This window comes from Acidiphilium sp. PM (assembly GCF_000219295.1).
Taxonomy (GTDB): domain Bacteria; phylum Pseudomonadota; class Alphaproteobacteria; order Acetobacterales; family Acetobacteraceae; genus Acidiphilium; species Acidiphilium multivorum.
In genome coordinates, this window is the sequence record NZ_AFPR01000614.1 from 1 (window position 1) to 804 (window position 804).

The following is an 804-nucleotide window of genomic DNA, read 5'->3' on the forward strand; positions in this document are numbered from 1 at the left end:
GCCATTGGAGCCGACGGTCGACTGGTTGTAGGGCGTTGTGGCGCTGCCATAGGTATTCGCGAGCAGGCCGGTATGACCCAGATTGGTCGCGCCGAACACCGAAAGCGCGTTGTTGTCGTTGAAGCTGTAGGTGACCAATCCCTGCAGGAAGTTGAACACCCCGGTGTCGAACCCGTCGCCGAAGGTCACGCTGGCGCTGACCGGTCCCATCGTGTAGGTCGCCGAAACGCCGCGGCTCTGCGAATTTTCGACATAGAAGAGGTCGGTCGTCAGCACGTTGGCGTTGTTCCAGTCGATGCCGGACTCGTAACCTTCGAGCGAACCGATCTGGCCGACCGAGATCGAGAAGTTCTTGGTCGGCGCGAGCGTGATATATCCGGCGTAGAGCGGGCCGGTGGAGAAGGTCTGCACCGAGGTCGCCGTGGGCTTGGTGCCCAGGGTCAGCGAGTTGTTCGAGCCGACCTGGATGGTGAACTGCACGAGGCCGCTGGTCTTCTGGACCTCGATCTGCCCGTTCATGAACTCGGCGCCGGTACTCTTGTCGGTGGTCAGAAGACCGCTGTTCGTGCTGTTGCCGGTGCCGGAGAGCGCGTACATGTAGCCATCGGCGCCGCCGCTGAGTTGGAGCGGGCCGAGCGGGCCGCCGTCGATCTTGATCGCCGAGGGGCCATTGAATGCCTGCGCCGATTGCAGGGCGCAGAGCGAAATCGCCGCGCCAAACGAGGCGGCGATCAGCCGCGTGCGGTTCCGCCGGCCGGGCGTTCTGGAATGGTCTAAACTCATGATGCCTCCTTCAGGCTCTTG

1 protein-coding gene is annotated in these 804 nt (G+C 63.1%); it reads right to left on the bottom strand.

The genetic code is table 11. The annotated features are described in order from the left end of the window. Positions 1-783, bottom strand: a 783-nt coding sequence (locus APM_RS19515; RefSeq protein WP_039889388.1) for an outer membrane beta-barrel protein, incomplete at its 3' end; no start/stop codon positions are given. Positions 784-804: the final 21 nt, after the last annotated feature.